The following is a 21,171-nucleotide window of genomic DNA, read 5'->3' as shown; positions in this document are numbered from 1 at the left end:
CAGGCAAAGTTGTATATCTTCAGTATAATAAAATGAACCGAAAGGTTTATCTGTCCGAAAGCTTTTCTGCAATCACGCCTTCCAGATATTCCCGTATTGATTCGATTTTGATCTGAGAAACCACATCAGCACAGAACGCATACATCAATAAAGACATCGCTTCGGGCTTAGATATACCTCTTGAACGCATATAGAACAATGCTTCCTCGTCGATCTGGCCAGTAGTCGTTCCATGCGAACACTTCACGTCATCTGCATATATCTCCAGCTGCGGCTTGGTATTCATCGTCGCTTCGTTAGAAAGAACAATGTTTTTGCATGACTGAAACGCGTTGGTTTTCTGAGCGTCAGGCCTTACAAATATTTTACCGTTGAAAACACCTTTCGACTTATCGCGCAAAATTCCTTTGTAAAGTTCATTACTTTCAGAATTAGGCTTCATGTGGTCTGCAACGGTATGGTTATCAACATGTTGATTTCCATCCGGGAAATACAGGCCATACATATGCGCTTCACAACGCTCTCCGTCGATCAGGATATTCAGGTTATTTCTCGTGAATTTTCCATTCAAAGTCACAGTACCTGCGTAGAAATGGGAACGATCCTGCATATGCACCTGAGTAGTACCAATGTGGTATGCATTTTCACTTTCGTTCTGAACTTTATAATACTCCACGTTTGCTTCCTGAGCTACATATACCTCAGTAACAACATTGGTAAATGAACGGAACTCGCCAATTGTTCGGAACGCCTCGGCCATTTTCACCTGCGCATTTTTTCCGATCGCAACGATATTTCTCGGCTGACTTCCAACATTTTCAGTTCTCGAGTCAGAGATGAAACGCAATATCACCGGATGCTCTACCACCTGATTATCAGGAACATGGATAAACACGCCGTCCAATGCAAAAGCTGTGTTCAGTGCTGTGAATGCATTGTCGGTATCGTTAAATCCATCGAAGTATTGGTTAACCAGTTCCGGATTTTCTTTATATGCAGCTTGCAGCGAGTCTATCGTAATCGTTTTCGAAGACGATATGATCTGCGAAAGCTCCGGGTGGTAATGACCATTTACAAAATAAAGGATATTCGCATTCTGGTCGGGGATATTGAGTTTGGCCAGGTCGTCACTTGTTAGCGTGCTTTTTGCCCCAAACTCATAGCTTCCGTTGATCAGCTCCTTTACATTGCTGTATCTCCACTCCTCATTTTTTATCGTAGGAAAACCAAGCGTGTCGAATCTGGCAATGGCTGCGCGTTTCTTTTGATGAAATGCAGAGCTTGCCTCTCCATTCATAATGGATTCGCGCGCCTGAAAATCAACAACTAACTTTGTTTTTAAATCTATTGTCTCGGTACTCATGGGATTCTAAATTGGTATTAATGTATCAAGGTTTTTAGCTTCAACCGCCTCAGACTTATTGTCCTATAGCTTCCACTTCTGCCTTAATCCAGTCGTAACCCTTATCTTCCAATTCCAGCGCCAATTCTTTCGGACCAGACTTAACAATTCTTCCTTTATATAATACGTGTACAAAATCAGGTACGATGTAGTCCAAAAGGCGCTGATAGTGCGTTACCACAATCGCCGATCTTTCAGGAGAACGGAGTGAGTTAACTCCCTCAGCCACAATTCTCAACGCATCGATATCCAAACCAGAGTCGGTTTCATCCAATATAGCCAGTTTCGGTTCAAGAACTGCCATCTGGAATATCTCATTACGTTTTTTCTCCCCACCCGAAAAGCCTTCGTTCAAAGCTCTTTTCAATAGTGAATCATTCATACTCACCAACTTGGCCTTCTCTCTTACCATTTTCAGGAACTGAGCGGCATCAAGCGGGCTTTCCCCTCTATATTTTCTGATTTCGTTAACCGCTGTTTTCAGGAAATTGATGGTTGTCACACCTGGAATTTCTACGGGATATTGAAACGCTAAAAAGATTCCTTCTGCTGCTCGTTCCTCTGCTGCCAGGTCAAGTAACTCTTTATTTTCGAAAAGAATACTTCCTTCGGTTACCTCGTAGTCTTCTCTTCCGGCAAGAACAGAAGCCAACGTGCTTTTACCAGACCCGTTTGGTCCCATAATAGCATGAACCTCACCAGGTTTCACTTCCAGGTTGATTCCTTTTAATATTTCTTTCCCCTCGATAGAGGCACGCAATCCTTTAATTGACAGCATAACTAAATTTATACTTAATATGTAGTTCTTGGTAATTTACCGCAAAAGTAGCAACCTTTGCCCGTATATTAAAATGTAGACCAACAAGTTAAAGGTCTGCACCTACAATGTTAACCTTTTTTACTGGCTGGACGTTCCCGACGACCGTTGTTATTAAGAAGTCCGGTTTCGTCTGGAAATGGTTTTGAAAAGCAGAGTGAAGAGCGTTTTACGTAGAGAACATCGGACAGGAACTCTGCGAAAAGCAGCTATGTACGCCGGGCATGCCCTCAGTTAACTCTTCGTTTAACAATTTAAATTTATGAACTTATGAAATCAGGGAAACCTTATACTTCGAAAATTAACGTAACTACTGAAATTAACCCGCTGCGAAGACTGCTTATCCACAGCCCCGACAGAGGCTTGGGAAAGGTAATACCCTCCAAAGCACAAGACTGGTTATTCGAAGATATTGTGCATCTGGACACCATGAGACGGGATGAGTATGATTATTATGTCAAAATATTACTTTATTTCCTAGATCCTGCGAAGATCAAAGGAAAACTTAAAGAGATCGACGCCGACCCGACGAGGTCGTTCTTCATACCTGGCTCAGATAATTACTTCAATTCAGACAAAGTTGTTGATATCCAGAAACTACTGAGTGAAATACTTGAAATACAATCAGTTAGAGTAAAACTGACGGCTGCTATAAGCGGGATTGAAAAATGTACTTTCCAAACGCAGGAAGAATTTGAGGAATATGACGCTGATGAACTGGCTACAATATTTATCTCAGGCTCGCTGCCCAACAAAAGAATGTTGTTCGCGCCGTTGCCGAACCTTATTTTTATGAGAGATATTGGAATTGTGATTAACGACCATATTCTTTTAAACAAACCTGCCAAATCTGCCAGGACAAGGGAATCCATTCTCGCTCAGGCTGTATTTTTCTACCACCCCATATTTGCCGCATACAAAGACAAGATCATCGAAATTCCTGACAATGAGCGCCATTTTCTCTTGCCCGACGAAGAAAAAGCCAGTGACTATCATCGCTGTACTTTGGAAGGCGGCGATGTGATGATGGTTTCGCCCCGCCATCTTTTGATCGGATGCAGTGAAAGAACTTCTCTTTTCGCGGCTCAACAGGTGATGAAAATTCTTTTCGAAAGAAGTGCGGTAGACACAATTACCATTATCAAAATCCCAAAAAAACGGGATTATATGCATATTGACACCCTTTTTACCCAAGTGAGCAAGAACATTTGGGTGCTGCTGGCTGCGTTGGCCAGAACCGGCGACGACGCCAAGAAACGCGACGTACTTCACTTTTTCGCTACGCCCGAACCTTCAAAGGAATTTCGTATTCTTCAGTTCATCAAAGGACTGGAACACAAGCCAATAGATATTGAAAACCTGGAAGATCTATTGAAAGATATCAGCCAAAACGATTTGAATTGCAAAGAAGAAGTCAGTTTTATCTATTCAGGAAACAATGAGTTTCCCTTTGGCGAAAGAGAACAGTGGACAGATTCGTGCAATTTGCTGGCACTTCGCGAGGGCGTTGTAATCGGATATGACCGCAACGATAATACGATAGAAGCATTCAGACAGAAAGGGTTTAATATCATCGGCGCAGCCGAACTGGTCGAGAAGTTCGAAAATGACGAGCTTTTTCCCGAAACCCTTTCGCATACGTTTATTACCCTTCCATCGGCCGAGCTTTCCCGCGCCCGGGGAGGATCACATTGTATGAGTATGCCTCTTCTTAGAGATTGATGGAAAGCAATGCAATTTTAAAAATAGAGTAACAATACTAAACAGTTGATCCTCAATATACTTCTGAACCTCGCGTCTTAGCGGCAATCAAAATTCGGCACGAATCGCGTGGGACTTTGCTTGTAACAGAGCGCATATATATGTAAATTTGGTATTACCCAATGTCGCCATTTACAGCGTACATTTATAGTTATTTCAAATAATTAATCTGAACTCAGCCATGCGTGTTATCACATCCACTGCCCAGATACAACCACAGTCTGCCGCACAGATTATGATGATCAAACCGGCAAATTTTTCCTTCAACACCCAAACTGCTGAAAGCAATAAATTTCAGCAAGAAGGCCTTGTTTCAAACGGCATAGCTATTGCCGCAGAAGAAGAATTTGAACTGATGGTTTCGCAATTAGAAAAGGCGGGAATTGAAGTTTTTGTATTTGACGATAACCAGGAGTTCGACAGACCCGACGCCATCTTTCCTAACAACTGGGTGTCCTTTCATCAAAGCGGAAAAGTGGTACTCTATCCGATGATGGCCGAAAATCGCCGTACAGAACGCAGGGCAGATATTATCCAAAGTCTTCGGAAAAATTTCAAAGTAGAAGAGATTATTGATCTATCTCATTTTGAAAATGAAGGAAAGTATCTGGAAGGAACCGGCAGTATGGTTTTGGACAGAAGATATAAAATTGCTTACGCTTGCCTTTCTCCAAGAACCCACCCGGAAGTCTTACAAAGTTTTGCCGACCATCTGGGTTATGAAATTATCGCATTCTCGGCATTTGACGATAAGGGCAATCCAATATATCACACAAATGTGATGATGTGTATAGGAGATATTTTCGCCGTCGTATGTCTGCAAAGCATTACGAATCCGGATGAAAGACAACTCGTCAGGTCCGTTTTGGAGGAAACGAACAAATATATCATTGAACTAACTCTTGATCAGGTCGCACATTTCGCCGGTAATATGCTGATGGTCAGAAATAATAAGGATGAAAAATTTCTTATCATGTCGACGCAGGCATATGAATGTCTAAGTACTCAGCAAAAAAATGTTTTGAACGATTATGCAAGGATTCTGCACACGGATCTCTCCATCATTGAAGGAAATGGTGGAGGTTCGGCCCGGTGCATGATAACCGAAATCCATCTGCCAAGAAATTAATACTCACCTCTCTTGCTTAGACAGTCAAAAGGGGACCAATTGGTCCCCTTTTGAATATCTAACCTTCCTAATCCTACTTTAGTCTTTTATATCTTCTTTGATCTGCTCAAGCTTAGCTTTGGTATCTGCTTTAAAGGCGTCCCATTTGTCAGCCGTCTCATCACTGGTCCTGCGAATCGAAGCTTGCAAATCCTCTTTTTCAGCTTTCAATTTTTTCTTGCGCTCCTCCCATTTTTCTTTTTCTTGTCCTGATACCTTTTTTATCTTTTCGTCAGCTTCCTCTAACTTTCTGTCAAGTTTGGCCTCAGCTTGTTCCAAATCTGCTTTTAACGACTCTTTTTCATCTTTCAACTTGTCTTTCACGTCGTCAGTGGCATCGTCTATATCACTTTTCGCATCTTCAATGTTATCAGCCGCGTCATCCTTCGCCTCTTCCATTGTATCTTTGGCCGAATCTTTTGTTTTATCTGAACAACTTGTCAATGTTAAAGCTCCACACAACATGAGTGTTGAAGCAAGCAATGTTAATTTTTTCATTTTCTGTTAATTAGTTTTGTAAAAATCTGGCTGCGATGTTGGTTGTTACTTTACTAAAACTTTACCAGCAGCTTATTGAAGGTTTTTGATAATGAATTGTAGAAATCTTTGCCCAACGAAAAACAAAATGTCCGAACAATAGGGTTTGCATCTAATTTCAGATGTCTTTCACATCAGAAACTGAAGGCTATTGACTTTAATGGAAGAATTAATGTAAAGCTGATTACTTCATAGATAAATTTGGATAATCATCCCACCATATTCATTACAAAAAATCTTAAACGACTGCTAGATGATATGCAGTTTTCATTAATATTATTATAACCCCTTTTATAAATATTCCTATAACCCCTTAATTATGACCCAATTTTCCCTTTTTGGTACTTTATTTATCTGCCTACTGGCTTCATTGACAACAAACGCTCAAAGTGACACACTGGCGAAACAATTAGATGAAGTCAAAATAAGTGCTTTTGAATCTAACTCGAACAGACTATCAACAACCGCTTCAGTTGGTTTATTGACTCCGCAATTGTTAAACAAATACCCCCAAACAACCTGGGCCGCCGCATTAAGCACAATACCAGGTGTAAAAATGGAAGAAAGATCGCCAGGAAGCTACCGTTTTGCCGTTCGGGGAAGTATGATCCGCTCTCCATTTGGTGTTCGAAATGTGAAATTTTACTGGAACGGAATCCCTTTCACTGATGCTGCTGGGAATACTCCTTTAAATTCTGTCGACTTTGGAGCAATAACCGGAATGCAGGTGATCAAGGGCCCCGGAAGTAGTCTTTATGGCGCTGGCACAGGTGGAGTCGTGATGCTTTCCAGTCAAAATGCAAACCCGGAAGAAAACAGGGTTGAACAAGCAGCGGGTTTTGGCAAATATGGTTTTCAGTATCGGAACAGTCTGATTCAATTGGGAGAAACAACCGTTCAATATGGTCATACTGAGACAGATGGATATAGGCATAATAGTGCCATGGTGAGAGATGCTGTAAGATTCACTACCAGAATCAAAACGGGAGACAAAGGGTTTCTGTCGTTGCTGGGAATGTATTCCGATATTTACTACCAAACTCCGGGAGGGATCAACCTGGCGCAATACCAAACCGACCCAACACTTGCTCGTCAATCGACACCAACCGTTCCGGGAAGTGAGGCACAAAAAGCAGCAATATATACCAGACTGGCATTTTTAGGTGGAAATTATAATCTTCAGGTTTCGAAAAACTGGACACAAAACCTCGCATTATATCTGACCACCACTGACTTTGCCAATCCCTTTATCGCCAATTATGAAAGACGGGATGAGCAAGGACTGGGGGCAAGAAATACCTGGCAAAATCGTTCAACATTTCGCAATGTGTCGTTGAACTGGACAAGTGGATTTGAATGGCAATACGGTAAGTCGGCCCAACGCAACTATGACAACAAAAGTGGCGTGCCAGGAGCGCAGCAAACTGTTGAGGATATCAGATCTCAGAATTTAACCTTGTTCAGTCAACTGGAAGCTGTTTTATTTGAAGATCTTACTGCGGTTGTTGGATTGAGCTACAACACTTTGCAATATAAATACGAGCGCTTTTTCCCGCTTCCGAATAGCAAGGATCAGCGGAAATTTGACGGGGTGTTTTCACCGAGAATCGCTTTAAATAAACTGCTCGGCGAAACATGGTCGGCAACTGCATCATTTAGTAGAGGATTTTCTCCTCCTACTCTTCAGGAAGTTCGCCCTTCAGCAGGCGGATTTAGGAAAGATTTGAACCCGGAGCAGGGCAATAATACAGAAATCGGAATTCGTAAAATTACGAATCGTTTTACCGGGGAAGTAAGCCTATATCACTTTGCGCTGGATGAAACAATCGTGAGAAGATCTGATGAAAACGGGGCAGAATATTATGTCAATGCAGGTAAAACCAAACAAAATGGATTGGAATGGAATATTTCGTACCATCTGATATCCAACCCAAGCTCTCCTCTTAATCTTAAGATATGGAACACGGGTACCTGGACAAAATACACGTTTGAAGACTATACCCAAGGCGAAGCCAATCTTAGCGGGAAACTAATCCCCGGTATACCTCGTTTAACCCAAACTGCCGGCCTTGATGTGCTGCTGAAATATGGCATTTCGTTTTTTGCAACTTACCAATATGGTGGATCTTTTTATTTGAATGACGCCAATACTGTCAAAAATACGGCTTACAATCAATGGATTGGCCGGGTTTCATGGAAGAAAAAATGGGGTGGTCATTTTTACAGCGAACTGTCTGCCTCAGCCGAAAAAGTAAATGCCGGAATATATAGCCTCGGCTATGACCTTAATGCTTTCGGAAACCGATATTATAACGGCGCGCCAAAAGATAATTTATGGGCAGGCGTAAAAGTTGGATGGGAATGGAAGTGAAAGGTTAGCGGTTAGCGGTTAGCGGTTAGCGGTTAGCGGTTAGCGGTTAGCGGTTAGCGGTTAGCGGTTAGCGGTTAGGAGCAGGACCTAATCTATCTACTTGTTCGCGCACGAGAATATTTAAGCAATGTATTGATTTTCAAATAATTAAAAAAACTAAAAGCTAATAGCTAATAACAAAAAGCTGAAAACAGCTAATTGCTAACAGCCCCCCCGATGCATCTTTACATACATATCCCCTTCTGCAAACAAGCTTGCCATTATTGCGATTTTCACTTTAGTACGAATACTACTTCGAAAAGAGCAATGGCGGAGGCTATTGCGAAAGAGATTGTATTGCGAAAAGAATATTTACCAGCCGCCAAATTGGAAACGGTTTATTTTGGTGGGGGCACACCGTCTATATTGGATCAATCTGAGTTGGAACTGATATTGAACACGGTAAAAAGTCATTTTGCTATTACCGACGATGCGGAAATTACTTTGGAAGCTAATCCTGACGACTTGAATTCTGAAAAGATCAGACAAATTGCGGGTGCCGGAATAAACAGACTCAGTATCGGAATTCAATCTTTTCACGAACCTCACCTCAAATTCCTGAATCGAGCGCATTCGTCATCGGAAGCAGAAAGATGCGTTCTAGAAGCGCAAAACGCAGGTATCAGCAATATTTCAGTAGATTTAATTTATGCTATTCCGGCTGAAAGTCATGACATTCTTCGAAGCGATATTGCCAAGGTCACAGCCATGGGAATCCCGCACGTGTCAGCTTATTGCCTGACTATAGAGCCACAAACCGCATTCGGCAAATGGCTAAAAACAAAAAAAATACAACCTATTGATGAAGAATTTGCAGCAACTCAATTCGAAATATTGATTGACAGCTTGGCTCAGAACAACTTTGAACAATATGAGATATCCAATTTTGCAGCAAACGAAATGTACAGTCGCCATAACAGTTCCTATTGGAAATCAAGACCTTATCTTGGCGTTGGCCCCAGTGCACATTCATTTAATGGAATCAGCAGGGAATATAATGTCTCCAACAATGCGCTTTATTTGAAAGCAATCGCAAAAGATGAAATTCCTGCCACCGTGGAGATTCTGACGCTGGCCGACAAGACCAATGAATATCTTCTTACAGGTTTACGAACGAAATGGGGCGTGGATCTTCGCACTTTGGAACAACTTTCCGAAGGACGATTTTTACAAGAGCGTAATGAGGATATCACGAAAATGAAAGACATTAACTGGCTTAATATCAACGATTCCACCATTACACTCACTCAAAAAGGCAAACTCTTCGCCGACAAAATATCAGCTGATCTATTCATTGACTAGCCGCGCTTCAAGAATTTGAAAGGTGAAGGTTGACAATAAAGCGTCCAACTCACTGACAATCAATCGCCACTCCCTGACAATCCGTAGCGCCAAAAACCCCAAAATTATTTCCATTTCCCCCCATTACTACTGACATAGGGCTGTCATTGGCGTGTATTTACTTTGTTTCATCAAGAAAACAAACCACCTGTATTTATGAAACTAATCCCTTTATTTTTAGAAGAGCTCGCCAGAGAAGCCGGAATCACGCGTAAAATGCTATCGAAGGTGCCTACTGAAAAATTTGACTGGCAGCCACATCCAAAAAGCATGACGGTGAAAAGCTTGGCAACGCATATTGCCGAAATCCCAACTTGGGTTAAAATGGTTTTCGAAACAGAAGAGATTGATTTTGCGACAACCCCGTATAATCCTGTTGAAATAAATAATGAGGCAGACTTGCTGGCATATTTCGAAAAAGTGCTTGCCGAAGGTCGTGAAGCCCTTGAAAATGCAACAGAAGAAGAGCTGGAAGAAATGTGGACGATGAGAGAGGGTGCTCAGATATACTTCACCGAGCCAAAGCGTGATGTCATTCGCATGTGCTATTGTCAGATCGTTCACCACAGAGCGCAATTGGGTGTGTTCCTTCGCCTATTGAACATTCCTATTCCAGGAAGTTATGGCCCAAGCGCCGATGAGATGGAGCAAATGCAGTCTGCATCCAATTAGCCATAAAAAACCACAAAGCCGCGGCAGGAATTCGTCCAGTCGCGGCTTCGTAATTTTAATCAAGCTGAAATAATTCTAAACCAGTTCAGCATTCATCGTTATCTCTGCCTTTAAAAGCTGCGAGATAGGGCACTCTTTTTCAGCCTTTTCCGCCACCTCGGCGAATTTCTCAGGAGTAATTTCCGGAACCTTTGCAGTCAGATCAATATGACTTTTCACCACTTGCCCTTTTGCAGGGTCCAGTGAAATGGTAACCGTTGCGTTTAATTCATCAGCCGTAAAACCAGCTGCATTTAGCTCAAAGCTCAATTTCATTGCAAAACATCCAGCATGTGCTGCGGCAACCAACTCTTCCGGATTTGTACCTTTTCCGTCTGCAAATCGCGTATTGAATGAATATTGAGTATTCTCAAGTACTGTACTTTGCGTGCTAATTACCCCACTTCCATCTTTTCCACTACCTTTCCAAACTGCGGTTGCCTTACGATTGATCATAATGATATAGATTTTAAGTTTACAATTTTGTAGTTAATACGAGGCAAAGTAATGCCAGAAGTTTATCTACGCAAATTATTAAATTATTAGGGACGCCGGTAAAAAAACGCCTTACTTTTGTGTCTATCCTTGGATCGTGGGCATTGGCTGTTTCAATATGTTCCTGTTAACAAGCGTTAATAGGCATTGCTCTTGTTAAACTTCCGGCCAAATTCATAATCCAAGGGTAAAATCAGCAAGTACAAACACATAAATTTTAAAACGTCATGAACAAAAAACTCTTGCCCCTAATCCTGTTATTATCTTTCGTTTTGTTTCAAAGTTGTACTGGTCCGGAAGGACCGCAAGGCCCTCCGGGAGACTCAGGAAACGCCACGATCGGACAGACATTTGATCTTACAAAAGTAAATTTCACAAGTGCTAACAACTTCCAATTCGGATTGACCTTCGCAGATGCCGATTTATCTCAGGAAGTTCTTGAGTCAGATGCGGTGTTGGTTTATATCCATTGGGGCACTCAGCAAGTTGGGAATGAAACCCTTGATACCTGGCGGTTGCTTCCTCAAACTGCTTTTGTTGATAACAACGGCAATTTTGTCGTTTACAATTTTGACAGAACCAAAAAGGACTTCTCCGTTTTTATGGATGGCACAACTGATCTAACCAAACTTGCCAGCGATTGGACGCAAAATCAAACATTCAGAGTGGTTATTCTCCCTTCTGATTTTGCTGCAAGAAAAAGCGGTTCAATCGATTATAAAGATTATAACGCGGTGAAAGAGTTGCTCCATTTGGATGAATCAAAAATTCGAAAAATAGAGCTTAACTAGAAATTTTAGGAGCAAGATTGGGTCAGGGATACCCAGTCAGCTGGTCACTCAATTGTCGAACAAGCAATGGCCTTCTTCATAAGCTTGTGCAAACAGAATTTTTGAATTCCCTTCATCCAATCAGAAATCCGGCTTTCCTATGCCGGATTTTTGATTGGATGATCACACAAATTACTTCCAATTATGAAATTGTTTTTTACCTCACTTTTGCTTTTTATTGCTCATATCTCATTCGGTCAGGATTTTGTCAAAGAAACCGAGCAATTCAGAGATGAATACAGGAAGGATTTTTTATCCTCGCCCAATTCACCATTAAAGAAAAAGGATTTGAAATACCTACGATTTTATGACGCGGACCCGAGTTTCAAAGTGAAGGCTACTTTTGAAAGAACCTCTGATGCCGAGCCATTTGATATGCCTACAAGTAGTGGAAAGGTGAAAAGCTATGTTGCATATGGGAAGCTCACATTCGAGATAAAGGGAAAGCAAGAATCTCTGCTGGTCTATCGTAGCTTACAATTGCAGACCAACCCAAAATACAAAGACTATCTTTTTATTCCTTTTAAAGACCTGACCAACGGAAAGCAAACTTATGGTGGTGGTCGATATATCGATTTAAAGACGACAGACTTTGTTGATAATCAATTTGTTATCGATTTCAACCGTGCTTATAATCCATATTGCGCTTTCAGCGAAGGATATAGCTGCCCCATTCCCCCAAAAACAAATCACCTAAAATCTGCTATCGAGGCAGGTGAGCAAAACTTCGCCAAAACTCATTGATTGCTCATTTCCATCCTCGCAACAGTTTCCTGAACACCAAATTCAAAAAGGGTATACAGACCCTCCGCCGATATACCGTCTGCTTTCGCGACCCAACCTAGTTTGGAATAGAATTCAATGGCTTTCTTATTGTTATGCAAACATTTTAGCTGTAAGGGTTGTCGGACACTGACCCTCACCGCATTTAAAAGTGCCGAACCAATGCCTTGGCGCTGAAACTGGGTCGCGATATAAAGGTGATGTACGAAGCTATCAGCCTGCCAGACGCTGATAAACCCAACTATTTTTTGTCCGTATTCCGCGACCAGTATCCGCTCCCCTTCGGTATCTGCGTCGAAAGTATCTTTTATAAAATTGTCTTTCCGAAGCCACTCGAAACTCTCGTAACGCACCCGCATATATAGATCTTTCAACTGGTCGCGATCCTTTTCCTTAAATTCTCTAATCGTCAATAGCATGTCTATCAATGAATAAGTCAACCATTCGTTATCAAATAGCTCCCTTAAAAGGGCGGATTAGACAGTGAAGTCATAAAAAAAGCCAGGTGGGACACCAGGCTTTTACAACGTACTTAGATGTCTGTTATGACTTCAAAATTTCTTTCTGTTTCAAAATTCGTTCAAACATTTTAATCTCATGTTCCGAGTTAAAAATATTAAACGGAAGGTGAATGAACTGACCTTTTGAAATAATCAGCACATATGAATCTTTGTCCTTATAGCCGTCCAGTATCTGATCCCACTTCATCAGACTACCTTCTTTCTGGTTCAGCTTCATCAAGATCTGACGATTGTCGATCTCGTATTGAAACTTCTCAAACATAGGCTTATATTGAGCCAGCTGAGTAATGCCTGCAAATTGAACGACCCAAAAAAGTACATATAGTATTGTTCCAACAAACACAGTAATATAAATCCATAGATTAGGATATACTCCTGTCAGGTTCAAAACTGCGTTAATCAGAATCAGTGCCAGTGGAACCATTCCCCACTTAATCTGAGTCTTGAAAAAATAACGCATTGCGATATTGATATACTTCTTGGTTGGCAACGCATATTTCTTGGTTCGAACCGCTGCCGGGTTCGTGGGCATTTGATAAACTGGCTGGTGTTTATTTACCGATACTTTGGCCATACATGTATTTTATAAAATAATTCTTTTTTCCGGTCCTCTTCCAATCCTCCTGCAATGAACTCATATCAAGGTAACCAACAACGATTCCTAAATCGTTTCACAGTGCAAAGTTAGAAAAAAGCAATAGACTTATCAGAAAGGCGTTGAAATAAAAAACTGTTACCGGAATTTAGCGTAATTTGCAAAAAGCAAGGGCCGTTGATATATCCTGAAACGGTAGCCTGCCTACATTGAAAGTGTGTTGTCTTAAAATCCTGAATCCGAATTACGATCACATCAATGAGTTTTCTTTTTCCGTCATTTCTCTGGGGATTGCTTGCCGTTTCGGTACCTATTGCCATTCATATTTTCAATTTCAGACGTACCAAACGGATATATTTCACAAACGTTGCGTTTTTGAGAGCCGTTGATACCCAAACCCGTTCAGTCAGGCAAATAAAGCATTGGCTTGTCTTGCTTGCAAGAATTCTGGCGGTAGCTTGTCTGGTTTTCGCTTTCGCGCAACCCTTTCTTTCCAAAGACGAGACTTCTCCGGTTAATCAGGGAGGGATCACCAGCATATATCTGGACAATTCGTTCAGCATGCAGAACGAGCTTAATTCAAAAAGATATCTTGACGTGGCCACGAGCCGCCTGGGCGAATTGCTTGGACTAATGCGCAATGCCACCTCTCTCCAACTCGTCACAAACGACTTTTCTGCGCAGGAACAGGGCTTGTTTACTTCTGAAAAAATCCGTGATATCCTTACGACAGTAGGCCTTTCACTAACTCCACGAACATTACCAGAGGTATATACTCGTCAGAAAAATCTGATCGCAAGACAGCAAAGTCGTGCGGCTAGCCAGCTTTTCTGGTTTTCCGATTTTCAAAAAAGTACCTCAGGAAAATTATCTGAGCTAAGAACCGATAGTTCTGATCGCCTGTTTTTGGTGCCGGTCCAAGCGCAAACAGAGAAAAATGTGTATGTCGATTCGGCATGGCTCAATACTCCTTTTATAAGAGAGTTGCAGAATAATATTCTTTTAGTAAAAGTGAGCAACTCCGGCAATGAGCCGGCCCAAAATGTAGTTTTGAAACTCACGCTGGACAATACCCAAAGTTCTACTGCTTCTGTCAATATCCCGGCGAACGGCAGTGCCACCGCCAGATTCAACTTTAACCTTACTGGAAAAGGATATAAAAAAGGGAAGATCACTTTTGACGATTTCCCGGTGACTTTCGATAATGAATATTTCTTTGTGCTCAATGCATCGCCAGTTATCAAAGTCCTTCATATCTATGACAATGCCTCGAACGACAAGTATATTGAAAATGTATATGCCAACGATAGTTTGTTCAGCCTTCAAAATCAGGATATTAACAATATTGACCCCGGCCTACTGAAAAATGCAGACTTGGTGATATTGAATGGTGTAAACAAGCTGGGATCTTCATTTATAACGGATTTGAACGATTTTGTTCAAAAAGGTGGTAGTCTTACGATCATCCCGTCGGCTATGGCTGACTTTGAAAATTTCAAACAGTTGTCCAGCGGTGTCGGAATTTCAGGGCTTGCCAGCGTTTCCGCCGACAACTCCGAAGCTACTTCTGTTGTTGCGCCAGATCGAAACAATCCATTTTTTTCGGACGTATTTGAGGAGTCAGTTAGAAATGACAACAACCTGAACCTTCCAGCCGCATCACCCATTTGGACATGGAGCAAGTCTGGAAATCAATTACTTACACTCAGAAATGGGCAACCTTTTCTGGCACAAACTAATAGTGCACAAGGAAAAACTTACATTTTCTCATCTCCTTTGGTGGGCAAGTACAGCACTATGGCACAGCATGCGTTGTTTGTGCCGGTTATGTATAAAATAGCGGCTGCAAGTGTGAGACAACAACGGACTTCTTATACCTTTGACGAAAACCCTATCAGTCTTCCAATCTTCAATGCTAGCTCCAGAAATGTATATAAACTAAGAACCGGCAAAAATGAAATCATCCCGATCCAGCGCATAGCCGGAGGGCAGTTATTATTAGAATTGCCGGAAGCTGGTGAAAATCAGGGACTTCATGCAGGTTACTACGAATTGTTAAATGGCGACTCTCCAGAGCAGGTGATTGCTCTAAATCACAATCATAACGAGTCGAAACTGGATTATTATAGTCCTGATGAATTGGGAAGGATATTTGCAGGTCAAAAAAATGTCAAAATATTTGATCGGATCGACGACTCCGACTTCGCAGAACAGTTTAGAAAACAAAGCCTGGGCATAAGCCTCTGGAAGTACTTTCTATATGGCGCGCTACTATTTTTGCTCCTCGAAATAGGTTTGATACGGTTCATGAAATAGACCTGTTTCCTGAGTTCCATCACAAATAAAATCAGATTGTTGCCTAATCTCTCGGCAAATACTTTCAGTTTAGCACTTTTTAGGCCAATTTTGTATTTTAAAAATAAGACTTAATATAAATGCTTTCATCGCGGATAGGAATTCTTGGAGGCGGACAGCTCGGTCTGATGTTGTTGCAGGCAGCCATAGACTGGAACCTCGACATTTCCGTACTTGACCCTGATGCATCGGCCCCTTGCCGTAACATCGCACCGAGTTTCCAACAAGGATCTTTACAGGATTACGACACGGTTTATAATTTTGGAAAGAATCTCGATATCATCACCATTGAGATCGAAAAAGTAAATGTTGAAGCACTCGAGGCATTGGAAAAAGAAGGAAAAAAAGTTTTTCCTCAGCCTTCTGTAATCAGGAAAATTCAGGATAAGCGAATTCAAAAGCAGTTTTATAGCGAAAATGCACTTCCGACTGCACCTTTCATATTAACTGAAAATAGAGAGGACGCTGCAAAACATACGGATTTCCTTCCCGCATTTCATAAGTTGGGCAAAGACGGATATGATGGGCGCGGTGTTCAAAGGTTAGCTACAGCAACTGACTTCCCTAAGGCTTTTGATCAACCGGGACTTTTGGAAAAAGCGGTTGATTTTGAAAAAGAACTTGCGGTGATCGTTGCTAGGAATGAATCAGGTGAGATAAGCTGTTTCCCAACCGTGGAGATGGTTTTTCATCCCGAACTGAATCTGGTTGAGTATCTTTTTGCGCCAGCCGAGATACCTGAGGAGCTTGATATTCAGGCAAAAACAATAGCTACACAAACTGCAGAAAAATTTGGGATAGTAGGACTGCTCGCTGTCGAACTTTTTCTTACAAAATCAGGAGAAATTCTAATTAACGAAGTGGCCCCGAGACCTCATAATAGCGGACATCATACGATTCGCGCCAATGCAACGTCTCAATATGAGCAACACTGGAGAGCAATTTTAGGCTTACCACTGGGCAGTACAGAGGCATACGGTCCGTCTGCAATGGTGAATTTGTTGGGCGAAGATGGCCACGAAGGACCGGCAGTATATGAGGGAATGGAGAAGCTTCTGGCGACTGAACAGGTTTTTCCATTTTTATATTGGAAGGCCATTACGAAGCCGTTCCGGAAAATGGGGCATATCACCATCATGGATCACAGTCTTTCGGCTTTAAGAGAAAAAGTAGATTTTGTAAAAAAGAATATCCGGGTGATTACCAAGGGTTAATATAAGGAAAGTCAATTTCAGACGTTGTTCAAGGAAGTAAAATACAATAATTAAATGGTTGGGATTATAATGGGAAGCCTTTCGGACAGAAAGGTGATGGCAGAAGCAGCAGAGGCATTGAAAGAGCTGGGGATACAGTTCGAAATGGAAATTGTGTCGGCCCATCGTACGCCTGAAAGAATGATTGAATATGCTTCCGCAGCTCGTACCAGAGGTATCAAAGTAATTATTGCCGGGGCAGGAGGTGCCGCTCATTTACCAGGTATGGTTGCTGCGGTAACCAGTTTGCCTGTGATAGGTGTGCCTGTATTATCGAGCAACTCTATCGACGGTTGGGATTCTATTCTTTCTATTTTACAGATGCCTTCCGGAGTACCGGTCGCAACAGTTGCTTTGAATGGCGCAAGAAATGCAGGGATATTAGCAGCTCAGATCATTGGGGTGTCTGATCAGGAGGTTGGACATAGATTAGATCAATTTAAAATCGAATTGAAAAAGAAAGTCGCCGTAATGAATGAGGAACTGAGAAATCAGCCTGATTAACAGCAACACATTATTATTTTCCACTAATAACACTACAAAAAACAACGATCAAGTAAAGCTATGGAAGACGAGTTCCCAAAAAAGAGAAATGTACGTCCCGTCGAAAAGTCCAATTTGCCTATCATAACACTGAGCGTTTTGGTGTTGCTTGTTTTGGCGATATTGTATGTTGGATACGAGTATATCACCGACAGTTCCAGCAATACGGAGGAGTTGACATCTGTTGTGGTTGATACTACGACTGTCCCGATAGACCAGGAAGACGCCAGTACTCCTGCTGAAGAAGAAAGAACGGCTGATGAGCCTGTTACGGTTCCCACAGAGGCCAAGCCAACAAAAAAGGAAACCCCTTCGATATCAGCTTCATCTCTTGGGGGACAATCATATAAACACACGGTTCAAAGTGGTGAAACCTGGACCAGTATTGCATCTAAATATAACTTGAATACTGAAACTCTTCAGGGACTGAATTCGGATGTGACAGATATCAAAGCAGGTACAACTAAGCTTTCTGTTCAAGTTCAAGCGATTCATACTGTTGGTCCAGGCGATGTTTTACGTGTGGTTGCCAGTAAATACAATGTAAGTAAAGAAGCAATTATGAAGGCCAACGGCAAAACGAAGGATTTCGCTGAAAGAGGCGAGAAACTGGTAATTCCGTTCGCCAATAGGAAATAAAAATAAGAGCATTTCGCCATTTTTTGGGCACACAAAAAAATCGCTTTCCAATGGTTAGCGATTTTTTTGTGGACGTTGTTTTGGAATTAAAACCCGCCCGGTCCTCTCTCTCCACCCACTGGCATACCGCCGCCTCTTTGATAACCTCCACCAGGCCCTTCGAAATCACCTCTTCTTTCATTACTGCGAGTTGGCATTTTTCCGAAGTTGCGAAGCGTATATGTAAAAGTAAGCATTGCATACTGTGTTAATACTCGGCTCGTTACATCCTGAATATAGGTTTCTGTAACGGTTCTTGTAATACTGTTGTTTTGTTTAAGAATATCGAAAACAGTTAGTTTCAGCTCCCCAGCATTGTTTTTTAGGAATTTCTTACCAAAGCTCGCGTTCCATAAAGTAAAGTTTTGGTTATATCCCTGACCCAATCCGCGATATGCTTGATTGCTGATATCGGTTGAAAGCACAAATCCCTTTCCAAATATCCAGTTAACCCGACCAGTCAAACCCTGCGTGTAATAGTTGCTGTTTAAAGTAGGCTGAATCGAGTTTCGAACTATATTATAATTACCTGAATATGAGACAGTAAAATCTAACTTCTCACTGATATTACTACTCAAAACAAGGCCTTGTGAAATAGCATAGCTGTTTGAAAAATTAGGCACATAATTGATCATCCCCGGCGCTCTGGTGTAATTGACTCCCGTTGTCAGGTTTACGTTCAGTTTAATTTTTGAAATCGGCTTACCGTAAGTTAAAAATGTTCTGGCGTTCCAGCTTCCATCCAGATTGACTGGTGCCGTCAGTTTTGCTCCTTGTTCCAATGTTATTCCATTTTGCAACTGGGTCTGTTCCTGCGCTATATACGTGGAGTTTACAATGGCGTTGTTGGTTTGAGAAACAAATACAAAAGCGTTAAAATTATAAGGTCTGTTAGCGCCAGATAAGCCATATCTAATATTCAAAGTATTTCTGTATTCCTGTTTCAAATCCGGATTTCCGGCAGTTAGCGAAAGCGGGTTACTATTATCTATCACATTTTGCAATTGTGAAATTGAAGGCTGATTGGTTGAACTTCTGAAAAACGCCCGGAACTGAGTACCACTTTTCGAGCGATACATCAACATCAGATTAGGAAGCACATTTGTAAATGATTGATCTACTTTCGCCTCATTTGGAGCTAGTTGTTGACTATATAGTCCGGTATTTTGAAAATCAAGTCCGGCATTGGCTGTCCAAAGACCTTTGCGAAAGCGATAAGCCATACCAGCACGGTTCGTAACATAACGGTTATCAAAATTATTGGTCAGCAGAGTATCCAGGTCAGTATAGCCACTTTGGTCGGGTCCCATATTATATGTTTCCTTTTTTGAATTGCTATTACTCAACGTCAATCCATAGTTAAACTGTAACTGTCCCGTTGTGCTGATCGGCTCAGTATATATCAGATTACCACCTAATGATGTACCATTTGAAGAAGTATAACTCTGTTGATCAATCGTGTCGCCGGGAACTTCTTTATTCGTAAAATATTGGTTTTTCGAATAAAGACTTCCAATCCCGTTCTTATCATTAAGTTGGGTATTCAGGTTGAAAGATATACTTCGGCCCTTTTTATCAAACGAGTGGCGGTAAAGGATGTCGTTGTTAAAGTTATACCCCTTGATGCCGTTTGTCTTGCTGTTCTCAGAGGCATTTAGCATCTCTCCAGTTTTGAGAGACGTTTCTCCGGCTGTAAGGCTGCGGGAATTATTATCCTGAAAGCTCAATCTTGGAGTAAAAATCAGAGAATTCTTTTTGTCGATATTATATTCAATACGGAAGTTGACGCGGTGGTTAGAATTAACAGAGCCGGTATTGCTCGTTTCATTATAAAGCTGATTGCTGTTTACATCGCTAAAAAAATACTCCTGTTGTTTCGCTTGAGCATTTGAATTATTGGTTCTGTTGAAAAAATAGCTCCCCGTCACGTCCACCTTGTTTCCAAATTTGTTGGAATAATTAAGGCCAAACGAATTAGTACCAGTGATACCACTCTGATTCCCCACCAGAAAATTACTCGACGCTCCTCCTGCCCCACCGCGACCACCGCCGCCGCCACTGGATCCGGAGACTCCTAATAAATCCTGACTGGAAAAGTTCTGCAGATTGATATTATTACTCAATCCGATAATCGAAATGCGCTGGTTATTCTTAAAATAGCTCACATTCCCTCCCGCCTGATAACGATTATCGGTACCATATCCCGCAAACACTTTTCCAAACTGCCCCACTTTACGGTCTGCTTTGGTGACGATATTAATTGTTTTTTGGGAATTCCCGTCGTCGAAACCTGTCAAGGCTGCCTGATCGCTAAGTTTATCGAAGACTTCAATTTTATCTACGATTTCAGCGGGAAGTGATTTGAGGGTAAGTGCAGCATCATCACCGAAGAATGGTTTTCCATCCACCAAAACCTTGTTCACCGTTTCTCCGTGGGCAGTAACAGTTCCGTTGGTTACCGTTATCCCCGGCATTTTCTGAATCAAATCTTCGGTCGTTGCGTCCGGATTCGTTTTAAATGCGGCTGCATTAAATTGTGTAGTATCCCCCTTTTGCTCCATTGGCGTAACCTGCCCCACCACTTTCACTTCTTTCAGATTTGATGCTACCTCCTTCAGCATCACATTTCCCAAATCAATATTCTGATTTTGAACAAATACGGCTTTTGAAAAATCACCATAACTTAGGTAGGTCACCTTGATCAAATAACTCGTTTGGGGAGAAAGGCCGGAAAAGACAAACTTTCCATTCACATCCGTCGTGACATATTCTGGTTTGGCATCGGGCGTATTTTTACCCACCGCAATATATGCTCCGACCACCGAAGATTTATTTGCACTGTCTAACACAGTGCCTGAAATCTGAAGGCTCTGCGCGTTAACCATTGTCGGCAGTGTGATTAGAAGAAAAAGGAAAAGTTGAGTCCAGGGCGCTTTCATGGTATAATTCGTAAAAGAGTTTGCTTTTAGAG

At 41.7% G+C, this 21,171-nt stretch carries 18 protein-coding genes; 11 read left to right on the top strand and 7 right to left on the bottom strand.

The window, feature by feature from the left end; translation table 11 throughout:
- Positions 1-46 precede the first annotated feature (46 nt).
- Positions 47-1,363, bottom strand: coding sequence for a Fe-S cluster assembly protein SufD (gene sufD / locus AC1XUD_RS01120; RefSeq protein ID WP_483359093.1), 1,317 nt, complete (start codon positions 1,361-1,363; stop codon positions 47-49).
- Between the two features lie 55 nt (positions 1,364-1,418).
- Complete coding sequence (gene sufC, locus AC1XUD_RS01115; protein ID WP_483359092.1) at positions 1,419-2,180, bottom strand: Fe-S cluster assembly ATPase SufC; 762 nt, start codon at positions 2,178-2,180, stop codon at positions 1,419-1,421.
- 309 nt (positions 2,181-2,489) lie between these two features.
- Here sufC and AC1XUD_RS01110 point away from each other — a divergent pair, with 309 nt between their 5' ends.
- Positions 2,490-3,941: an arginine deiminase family protein gene (locus tag AC1XUD_RS01110; RefSeq protein ID WP_483359091.1), complete on the top strand. Its 1,452-nt coding sequence runs from the start codon at positions 2,490-2,492 to the stop codon at positions 3,939-3,941.
- Positions 3,942-4,161: 220 nt separating this feature from the next.
- Entirely contained in the window at positions 4,162-5,109 is a 948-nt protein-coding gene (ctlX, locus tag AC1XUD_RS01105; RefSeq protein WP_483359090.1) for a citrulline utilization hydrolase CtlX, read from the top strand.
- A gap of 78 nt (positions 5,110-5,187) precedes the next feature.
- Here ctlX and AC1XUD_RS01100 read toward each other — a convergent pair whose 3' ends face one another.
- Positions 5,188-5,646 (bottom strand): hypothetical protein, encoded by a 459-nt coding sequence (locus AC1XUD_RS01100; protein ID WP_483359089.1) that lies wholly within the window; start codon positions 5,644-5,646, stop codon positions 5,188-5,190.
- Between the two features lie 358 nt (positions 5,647-6,004).
- Between AC1XUD_RS01100 and AC1XUD_RS01095 the strand changes: the two genes are divergently transcribed.
- The 3 genes from AC1XUD_RS01095 to AC1XUD_RS01085 all read left to right on the top strand — a co-directional run bounded on the left by AC1XUD_RS01095 (position 6,005) and on the right by AC1XUD_RS01085 (position 10,108).
- A complete protein-coding gene (locus AC1XUD_RS01095; protein ID WP_483359088.1) occupies positions 6,005-8,056 on the top strand; it encodes a TonB-dependent receptor in 2,052 nt (683 codons plus the stop codon).
- Between the two features lie 216 nt (positions 8,057-8,272).
- Positions 8,273-9,397 carry a radical SAM family heme chaperone HemW gene (gene hemW, locus AC1XUD_RS01090; RefSeq protein WP_483359087.1) on the top strand — a complete coding sequence of 375 codons (1,125 nt, stop codon included), beginning with the start codon at positions 8,273-8,275 and terminating at the stop codon, positions 9,395-9,397.
- A gap of 195 nt (positions 9,398-9,592) precedes the next feature.
- A complete protein-coding gene (locus AC1XUD_RS01085) occupies positions 9,593-10,108 on the top strand; it encodes a DinB family protein (protein WP_483359086.1) in 516 nt (171 codons plus the stop codon).
- 75 nt (positions 10,109-10,183) lie between these two features.
- On the opposite strand, the gene AC1XUD_RS01080 is transcribed toward AC1XUD_RS01085, so the two are convergent.
- Positions 10,184-10,603, bottom strand: coding sequence for an OsmC family protein (locus AC1XUD_RS01080; RefSeq protein ID WP_483359085.1), 420 nt, complete (start codon positions 10,601-10,603; stop codon positions 10,184-10,186).
- A 266-nt stretch (positions 10,604-10,869) separates the two neighbouring features.
- On the opposite strand from AC1XUD_RS01080, the gene AC1XUD_RS01075 reads away from it, so the two are divergent.
- Entirely contained in the window at positions 10,870-11,433 is a 564-nt protein-coding gene (locus AC1XUD_RS01075; RefSeq protein ID WP_483359084.1) for a hypothetical protein, read from the top strand.
- A gap of 183 nt (positions 11,434-11,616) precedes the next feature.
- Complete coding sequence (locus AC1XUD_RS01070) at positions 11,617-12,216, top strand: DUF1684 domain-containing protein (RefSeq protein WP_483359083.1); 600 nt, start codon at positions 11,617-11,619, stop codon at positions 12,214-12,216.
- On the opposite strand, the gene AC1XUD_RS01065 is transcribed toward AC1XUD_RS01070, so the two are convergent.
- Together AC1XUD_RS01065 and AC1XUD_RS01060 are read right to left on the bottom strand one after the other, a co-directional pair.
- Complete coding sequence (locus AC1XUD_RS01065) at positions 12,210-12,674, bottom strand: GNAT family N-acetyltransferase (protein ID WP_483359082.1); 465 nt, start codon at positions 12,672-12,674, stop codon at positions 12,210-12,212. The genes AC1XUD_RS01070 and AC1XUD_RS01065 overlap by 7 nt on opposite strands.
- 124 nt (positions 12,675-12,798) lie before the next feature.
- A complete protein-coding gene (locus AC1XUD_RS01060; RefSeq protein ID WP_483359081.1) occupies positions 12,799-13,350 on the bottom strand; it encodes a YcxB family protein in 552 nt (183 codons plus the stop codon).
- A 279-nt stretch (positions 13,351-13,629) separates the two neighbouring features.
- Between AC1XUD_RS01060 and AC1XUD_RS01055 the strand changes: the two genes are divergently transcribed.
- The 4 genes from AC1XUD_RS01055 to AC1XUD_RS01040 all read left to right on the top strand — a co-directional run bounded on the left by AC1XUD_RS01055 (position 13,630) and on the right by AC1XUD_RS01040 (position 18,161).
- Positions 13,630-15,687: a BatA domain-containing protein gene (locus AC1XUD_RS01055; RefSeq protein WP_483359080.1), complete on the top strand. Its 2,058-nt coding sequence runs from the start codon at positions 13,630-13,632 to the stop codon at positions 15,685-15,687.
- A gap of 119 nt (positions 15,688-15,806) precedes the next feature.
- Positions 15,807-16,940 (top strand): 5-(carboxyamino)imidazole ribonucleotide synthase, encoded by a 1,134-nt coding sequence (locus tag AC1XUD_RS01050; RefSeq protein WP_483359079.1) that lies wholly within the window; start codon positions 15,807-15,809, stop codon positions 16,938-16,940.
- 54 nt (positions 16,941-16,994) lie between these two features.
- Positions 16,995-17,483: a 5-(carboxyamino)imidazole ribonucleotide mutase gene (purE, locus tag AC1XUD_RS01045; protein ID WP_483359078.1), complete on the top strand. Its 489-nt coding sequence runs from the start codon at positions 16,995-16,997 to the stop codon at positions 17,481-17,483.
- Between the two features lie 60 nt (positions 17,484-17,543).
- Positions 17,544-18,161, top strand: coding sequence for a LysM peptidoglycan-binding domain-containing protein (locus AC1XUD_RS01040; RefSeq protein WP_483359077.1), 618 nt, complete (start codon positions 17,544-17,546; stop codon positions 18,159-18,161).
- An 86-nt stretch (positions 18,162-18,247) separates the two neighbouring features.
- Here the strand turns inward: AC1XUD_RS01040 and AC1XUD_RS01035 are convergent, their stop codons facing one another.
- A complete protein-coding gene (locus tag AC1XUD_RS01035; RefSeq protein WP_483359076.1) occupies positions 18,248-21,139 on the bottom strand; it encodes a TonB-dependent receptor domain-containing protein in 2,892 nt (963 codons plus the stop codon).
- Positions 21,140-21,171 lie beyond the last annotated feature (32 nt).

This window comes from Dyadobacter sp. HNCC25DJ184 (assembly GCF_056895215.1).
The sequence above is the reverse complement of the archived record's forward strand: the minus strand, read 5'-3'. Positions and strand labels throughout refer to the sequence as shown.